Genomic DNA, 6,744 nt, shown 5'->3' with positions numbered 1-6,744 from the left:
CGCCTCACCGAGGCGGCCGGGGCCGCTGCGGGCGCGGTCGGCGCCGACCGCGCCCGCGAGCTCGCCCTGCGGGCCGAAGGACTCACCGCCGATCCGGCCGCCCGGACGCGGCTGGCGCGGATCCGCGCCGCCGTCGAGTTCGAACGCGGCGATCCCCGGCAGGCCGCCCGCATCCTCGTCGCGCAGGTCGCCGACGACCGAGGGGCGGCCGCGATGCTGCGCATGGGCGCCTCGTACGCCTGGCTCTCCGGCGACGCGGAGGCGATCCGCGCGGCCGCCGAACGGTCGGCCGCGGCCGGGTACCGAGATCCGCTGATCCAGGGGATGGCCCACCTCGCCGACGACGACTTCGCGCGCGGGGTCCCCCTGATGCGGGAGGTTCTCGAGGGCGCGCCGGGCGGCGGTCGCCGTACGGACGTGTCCGAGGAGCCCGGCGCGCTCGTCGAGGCGATCCACGCCGGGCTGATCCTCGGCGATGACGACGCGGCGATCCGGCTGGCGACCGCCGAGGTCGCCCGCTGCCGGGAGCGGGGGCTGGCCGGCGAACTGGCGGGCGCGCTGCAGCGGCTGGCCCAGGCGCAGGTCGCCGCCGGGCTGTTCCGCGACGCCGAGGCCAACGTCGCCGAGGCGATCACGATCGCCCGCGACACCGGCCGGCGGCAACGGGTCGGCCGGCTGGAGATCGTGCTCGCCTGGGTCGCCGCCGTCCAGGGCGACGAGGAGCGCTGCCGGGCGCTGACCGATGACGCGCTCGGCGTCGGCGGCCGGAGCGCGCCGGGCGCCGAGGCCGCCGCCGCGGCCTGCGCGCGCGGCCTCCTCGACCTCGGCCTCGGCCGGTACGACGACGCGTTCGACCGGCTGGAGGAGGCGCGACGCGGTCCGGGGGGCTTCACCACCGCCGTGACCGTCGCGAACGCCGACCATGTGGAGGCGGCGGTCCGTGCCGGGCGCCCCGAACGGGCGGAGCCGGCGCTCCGCCGGTTCGAGGAGTGGGCGCGCGCCGGCGGCCTGCCGTGGGCGCGGGCGGTCGCCCTCCGCTCCCGCGCGCTCCTGCACGACGACGAGGCGGCGTACGCCGAGGCGCTGCGCCTCCACGACAAGGGCGGGCGGCCGTTCCAGCGGGCCCGGACCGAGCTGCTGTACGGGGAGTGGCTGCGCCGCGCCCGTCGCCGCTCCGACGCGCGCGCCCCGCTGCGCTCGGCGCTGGAGGTCTTCGAACGACTGCGCGCCGACGCGTGGGCCGAGCGGGCGCGGACCGAGCTACGGGCGACCGGCGAGTCCGCGACCGCCGCCCGCCCGGCCGCCGCCGACCTCCTGGAGCGGCTCACCCCCCAGGAGCTGCAGGTCGTACGGCTGGCGGCGGAGGGGAACAGCAGCCGGGACATCGCCGCGCAGCTGTTCCTGAGCCCGCGGACGGTGGAGTACCACCTCTACAAGGCGTATCCGAAGCTCGGCGTCTCGTCCCGCCGAGAGCTGGCCCGCCTGGAGCTGACGCGGTAGCGACCTATACTCCGGATCCATGGCGGACGATGCGCTCTCACCGGATCCCGACCTGGTCCGCGCGTTGCAGGCGCTGTCGAATCCGATGCGGCTGCAGATGCTGTCGTGGTTGCGCGAGCCCGAGCGTCACTTCCCGCCGGAGCAGGCGATCGCCGACCCGGTCGAGGTCGGGGTCTGCGTGAGCCACATCCAGGCCAAGGCGGGCCTGGCCCAGTCGACGGTGTCCGCGTACATGGCCGAACTTCAGCGCGCCGGCCTGGTGCGCGCCACACGCGTCGGCAAGTGGACCCACTACAAGCGCGACGAGCAGCGCATCGCCCAGCTCGTCGCCGCGCTCGGCCGGACCCTTTAGAGAGCGCCGGACCCTCGTACGGTCGTGCCGGCGCGGGTGACGGGTTGCGTCTCATATCGAATATCTGCGATATTTCGATGCGTCACGGTGAAGTGGACGAGGAGATGTTCGATGGGCGGCATTGACGGCCTGGATCTCGGGACGTTCGGGATCTACACGTTCGACTTCGAGCACCAGCCGGCCGCGCGGATGCGCGAGTCGATCCAGGAGCTCGAGGAGCTGGGCTGGCGGGCGTTCTGGTTCCCCGAGGTCGGCGGACGGGAGGCGTTCACGCAGGCCGGTTACCTGCTCGCCGCCACCGAGCGGATGCACGTCGTCAACGGCATCGCGCAGATCTGGTCGCGCACGGCCCGGGCGACGTACGGCGGTGCCCGTCTCCTGGCCGACGCCTTCCCGGACCGGCACGTGCTCGGCCTGGGGTTCGGCGATCGGCGGCCGGGCGTCAGGCCCCTCGCGGCCATGCGCGAGTACCTCGACGAGATGGACGCCATCGAGGCGGCGAGCCCCGCGCCGCGGGCTCCGATGCGCCGGGTCCTGGCGGCGTACGGGCCCAAGATGCTCGAACTGGCCCGCGACCACGCCGCCGGCGCCCACACGTACCACGTCACGGTCGCGCACACCGCGCAGGCGCGGGAGACCCTCGGGCCGGACGCGTTCCTGGGCGTCGAGCACCCGGTGCTCTTCGAGACCGACCCCGGGAAGGCCCGCGCGATCGCGCGCGAGCACCTTCACCTGTACCTGACGACTCCGTACAACATCGCGAAGTTCCGCCGGCTGGGCTACTCGGAGGAGGAGATCGCCGGCGGCGGCAGCGACCGCATCGTCGACGACCTCGTCTTCTGGGGCGACCCGGACACCATCGTGGAGCGGCTCCGCGGCCACGTCGAGGCCGGCGCCGACCACGTCGCCGTTCAGGTCATCGGCGTCGAGCCCGGCGGGTCGGCGATGCCGCACTGGCGCACGCTCGGCGACGCGCTGCCGCCCCGGTCCGGCGACTGAGCCCGGGGCGCGGCGTGGGCGCGGGACGTACCGGCGCCCACGCCGGACCGGGTCAGGCCAGGGACGCGTCGAGCGTGATCTTGGTCCCGGCCAGCGCCTTGCTCACCGGGCAGTTGGCCTTCGCCTGCTCGGCGGCGTTCTGGAAGTCCTCGGCGGACAGGCCGGGCACCGACGCGCGCACGGTCAGGTGGATGCCGGTGATGCCCTCACCCGGCTGAAAGGTCACGTCGGCACGGGTGTCCACCGACTCCGGCGGCGTGCCGGCCCCGGCGAGGCCGTGCGACAGCGCCATGGAGAAGCACGTGCTGTGCGCGGCGGCGATCAGCTCCTCCGGGCTCGTCTTGCCCTCGGGCTTCTCGGCCCGGGACGGCCAGTTCACCTCGAACTCCCCGACCTTGGAGGAGTCCAGCGACACCTTGCCCTGCCCGCCCATGAGCGGGCCTTCCCAGTGAGCGTTCGCAGTACGGACGGTGGCCATGTGATGCTCCTTCTGGACGTGCACGGGGTCCGCCGCCGAGCGGCGGCGCGCCCGAAGAGTGGTAATTCACTGGACTCGGCCCAACGGCGCCCCGATCATCGAGGGCATGTCCGAACCCGTCGTCCCGATCATAGGGGCCGAGCCTGAGGCGCCCGTCGACTACCGCCTCGACACGACCGACTCGCTCCGCAGTGTGATCGACGTCCTCGCCCTGCAGCCGTTCACGACGGGCCGCCAGCCGTACGCCCGGGTCAAGCACCTGGACCGGGTCCGCCCCGACGCGCCGCTGCGCCCGGCGGACGCGGGGGTGCTCCGCCTGGTCCGCGAGGACAACTGCGACGCGCTCCTGGCCTCCGGCGACGGCTGGACCCTGCGCGCGGCCCGCTGGCGCAGCGGCGCGGGCGTCGTCGAGGTCACGGCCGTGAGCGACGAACTGGCCGCGGCGATCCTCGCGCAGTCGGTCCGCGACGCCGTCGACGAGACACCGGCGCAGGGTCGCGTCGAGATGGGCTTCTGGCACTGCGGCCGGCAAGGGCCGCAGCGCCGCGAGCGGTCGATCACGGCGCCGCCATGGTCGGAGATCAGAGGGAACTACGCGGCGAGGGCCGCGGCGGCCGTCGACCGGCTCGCGGCGGTCCAGGCGGCCGACGTGAGCGGCCGGCTCCTCCTCCTGCACGGTCCCCCCGGCACCGGCAAGACCACGGCCCTGCGGGCCCTGGCCCGCGAATGGGCGAAGTGGTGCCAGTTCGACTGCGTGCTCGACCCCGACGAGCTCTTCGGCGACCCCGCCTACCTCATGGAGGTCGCCGTGGGGGACGAGGACGACGACGAGGACCGGCGCTGGCGGCTGCTCGTCCTCGAGGACTGCGACGAGCTGATCCGCGCCGAGGGCGGCGAGAAGACCGGGCAGGCGCTGTCCCGCCTGCTGAACCTCACCGACGGCCTGGTCGGCCAGGGCCGCGACGTGCTCGTCGCGCTCACCACCAACCGGCCGCTGGCCGGTCTGCATCCCGCCGTGGTTCGTCCCGGCCGCTGCATCGCGCAGATCGAGATGGGCCCGCTGTCCCGGGCCGAGGCGGCCGCCTGGCTGGGCACCACGGACGGCGTCCCCGACGGCGCGACGCTCGCGGAGCTCTACGCGATCCGCGACGGCCGCGCCCCGGACGCGGTGCCCCCGACCTCCGGCACCGGCTTCTACCTCTGAGCACCGGTACCGGGTGCCGCGTGGTCGTGTTCCTTCTCAGGGGCGGCGAGCGGTGATGAGCCAGGCGCGGGAGTCGAACCAGACGCCGTCGTCGCTCAGGTGCGCGGAGAGCATCTCGCGCAGCCGCCCGACCACGCGCGCCGCGGCGGCGGGGTCCAGCCGCTTCAGCGCTTCACCGGTGCAGGTGAAGCCGTGGACCCAGTCGAGGGCCGCGGCCACGTCCGGACCGTAGTAGACCGGTTCGTGGACGTCGGTGAAGGCGATGTCGGCGAACCCCGCGGCGCCCAGGATCTCCTTCACGGCCGGCGGGTCGGCGAGCGAGAACGGATCCGGTCCGGCGGAGGCGGCGGCCGCCGGCCCGTCGGGTCCTGCGAGGGATCGGCGGATGGCGACGTTCCACTCGTTGCGTTCGCGGGGCTGCCAGACCATCATCACCAGGCGCCCGGCCGGGCGTAACGTCCGGCCGATGTTGGCGAACGCGGCGACGGGGTCGTCGAAGAACATCGTGCCGAACCTGCTGATCGCCAGGTCGAAGCGCTCCTGCGGGAAGCGGTGGACCTGCGCGTCGGCGTTCTCGAAGGTGACGTTGCCGAGCCCCTCGGTCCGGGCGATCTCGCGGGCACGCGCGACGGCGGATGCGGAGATGTCGATCCCGAGCGCACCGCCCGCCCGGGCGGTACGCGCGGCCGCCCGGGTCGTCTGCCCGATCCCGCATCCGATGTCGAGGACGTGGTCGTGCGGCCGCACGCCACAGGCGCGGCGCAGTAACCGGTCGTGCCGCTGTAGTTCGGCGTCGTAGCCGCTGGGGTCGAGCGGATGTTCGCCTGCGGGATGTCGCACCGCGGTCCCTTCAGTCCTCGTGCTCTGCGGTGTCGACGACCGTGAACGGTGCTCGCACACCGGTGGAGAAGTGCGCTGCGGCCTCGAGCGCGGCGATGGCGCGGGCTTCGAGGGACATGCCGGCGCCGGCCGTGGCGTGGAGGGCCCCGAGGGCGATCTCCGCCCCGCACCCGACCGCCGTGTACCCGTCCGACAACTCGCCCACCTGGTAGTCCGAGCCGATCTCGAAGAGGCGGCCACGGATGCCGACGAGGAACGCCCCGCCTTCTTCCTGGTCGTTGCTCTTGCTGGCCCATCCGCCCTCTTTGAGGCCGTCGCGGACGCCGTTGATGAAGCCGGTGCACATGAACGCGTGCAGGCCATCGTCACCGTCGGGCGGGACCGGGGCCTTGAAGGCGTAGCGGAGGATCTGGCCCATGCGGAACGACGTGGTGTAGCCGATCACGTAAGGCCCGTTGGTGAAGACCTTGGCGTCCAGACGGGGCTGAGTGATGTCTCCGCCTACCCCGGCGGAGTCTCCAGCGATGACGACGGTGTTGCCGTCAGTGATGCCGACGATCGCGGTCATATGGGGGGCTTCCAAGGAGTGGGTGGACGAGGCACTGAACAGTCTGCCCGAGAGGCGGCGATTCCGCCTCTGCTCACCCGGGCCGACGTGATCTTCTTCCGAGCCTGGGCGCCGCGACGCTGACACTGGCGATTTCACCGATGCCGGATCGTCTCGGGAGCCGGAGACTCTGCGGCGTATCGCCCCTTCCACCCCGCAGGAGGAGTTCATGCGCCGAACACTCGGCTCGTTGCTGGCGGCCGTCCTCGCCGCCGTCGGCGTCGTCTTCGGCACCATCGGGACCGCGCACGCCGCCGGCCACACGCCCGTCGTGTTCGTCCACGGCTACACCGGCAACTCGAGCAACTGGGTGACCGCCGAGGCGGTGTTCGAGGCGGCCGGCTACAGCGCCAACGAGCTGTACGCCTTCAACTACGACTCATACGGCGACAACAAGACCAACGCGGCGTCCCTCGCCTCGTACGTGCAGCAGGTGCGGCAGCAGACCGGCGCGGCCAAGGTCGACATCGTCAACCACTCGATGGGCGGCCTCGTCAGCCTCTGGTACATCAAGGAGCTCGGCGGCCAGCAGTACGTCCGCCACCTGGCGTCCCTGGCGGGCGCGAACCACGGCACCACCGCCGCGCTGGCGTGCGAGGTGTACGTCACCTGCCAGGAGATGACCCCTGGCTCGTCGTTCATCACCACGCTGTCGTCGGGTGACGAGACGCCCGGCGACACGAAGTACGCGACCTGGTACTCGCCGTGCGACGGAGTCATCAACCCCTACACCAGCACGGAGCTGAACGGCGCCACCAACAACT

Annotated in this window: 8 protein-coding genes; 5 read left to right on the top strand and 3 right to left on the bottom strand. The window is 73.1% G+C overall.

The features are described from left to right. The 3 genes from ABD978_RS22120 to ABD978_RS22110 form a co-directional block, all read left to right on the top strand. Positions 1–1,500, top strand: a 1,500-nt coding sequence (locus ABD978_RS22120; protein WP_345357553.1) for a LuxR C-terminal-related transcriptional regulator, incomplete at its 5' end; no start/stop codon positions are given. Between the two features lie 19 nt (positions 1,501–1,519). Further along, entirely contained in the window at positions 1,520–1,852 is a 333-nt protein-coding gene (locus ABD978_RS22115; RefSeq protein WP_345357550.1) for an ArsR/SmtB family transcription factor, read from the top strand. 111 nt (positions 1,853–1,963) lie between these two features. Continuing rightward, positions 1,964–2,851: a TIGR03620 family F420-dependent LLM class oxidoreductase gene (locus tag ABD978_RS22110; RefSeq protein WP_345357547.1), complete on the top strand. Its 888-nt coding sequence runs from the start codon at positions 1,964–1,966 to the stop codon at positions 2,849–2,851. Positions 2,852–2,903: 52 nt separating this feature from the next. Here ABD978_RS22110 and ABD978_RS22105 read toward each other — a convergent pair whose 3' ends face one another. Next, the gene (locus ABD978_RS22105; RefSeq protein ID WP_252811533.1) at positions 2,904–3,329 is read right to left on the bottom strand and encodes an OsmC family protein; all 426 of its coding nucleotides are present in this window, start codon (positions 3,327–3,329) and stop codon (positions 2,904–2,906) included. Positions 3,330–3,435: 106 nt separating this feature from the next. Between ABD978_RS22105 and ABD978_RS22100 the strand changes: the two genes are divergently transcribed. After that, positions 3,436–4,533 (top strand): DUF5925 domain-containing protein, encoded by a 1,098-nt coding sequence (locus ABD978_RS22100; RefSeq protein WP_345357544.1) that lies wholly within the window; start codon positions 3,436–3,438, stop codon positions 4,531–4,533. A gap of 36 nt (positions 4,534–4,569) precedes the next feature. Here the strand turns inward: ABD978_RS22100 and ABD978_RS22095 are convergent, their stop codons facing one another. Then, positions 4,570–5,373 (bottom strand): class I SAM-dependent methyltransferase, encoded by an 804-nt coding sequence (locus ABD978_RS22095; protein ID WP_345357541.1) that lies wholly within the window; start codon positions 5,371–5,373, stop codon positions 4,570–4,572. Positions 5,374–5,383: 10 nt separating this feature from the next. Next, entirely contained in the window at positions 5,384–5,941 is a 558-nt protein-coding gene (locus tag ABD978_RS22090) for a hypothetical protein (protein ID WP_345357538.1), read from the bottom strand. Between the two features lie 208 nt (positions 5,942–6,149). Between ABD978_RS22090 and ABD978_RS22085 the strand changes: the two genes are divergently transcribed. Beyond that, positions 6,150–6,744: esterase/lipase family protein (locus tag ABD978_RS22085; protein ID WP_345357535.1), on the top strand; the 595-nt coding region annotated here is incomplete at its 3' end.

The sequence above is a fragment of the Actinoallomurus liliacearum genome (genome assembly GCF_039542035.1).
Taxonomy (GTDB): domain Bacteria; phylum Actinomycetota; class Actinomycetes; order Streptosporangiales; family Streptosporangiaceae; genus Actinoallomurus; species Actinoallomurus liliacearum.
This window is presented reverse-complemented; position numbering and strand designations above follow the sequence as displayed.

Excerpts from the sequence above, each read along its gene's own strand:
- ABD978_RS22090 (WP_345357538.1), bottom strand. The coding sequence starts at position 5,941 with ATGACCGCGATCGTCGGCATCACTGACGGCAACACCGTCGTCATCGCT.
- ABD978_RS22110 (WP_345357547.1), top strand. The coding sequence starts at position 1,964 with ATGGGCGGCATTGACGGCCTGGATCTCGGGACGTTCGGGATCTACACG.
- ABD978_RS22115 (WP_345357550.1), top strand. The coding sequence starts at position 1,520 with ATGGCGGACGATGCGCTCTCACCGGATCCCGACCTGGTCCGCGCGTTG.
- ABD978_RS22100 (WP_345357544.1), top strand. The coding sequence starts at position 3,436 with ATGTCCGAACCCGTCGTCCCGATCATAGGGGCCGAGCCTGAGGCGCCC.
- ABD978_RS22105 (WP_252811533.1), bottom strand. The coding sequence starts at position 3,329 with ATGGCCACCGTCCGTACTGCGAACGCTCACTGGGAAGGCCCGCTCATG.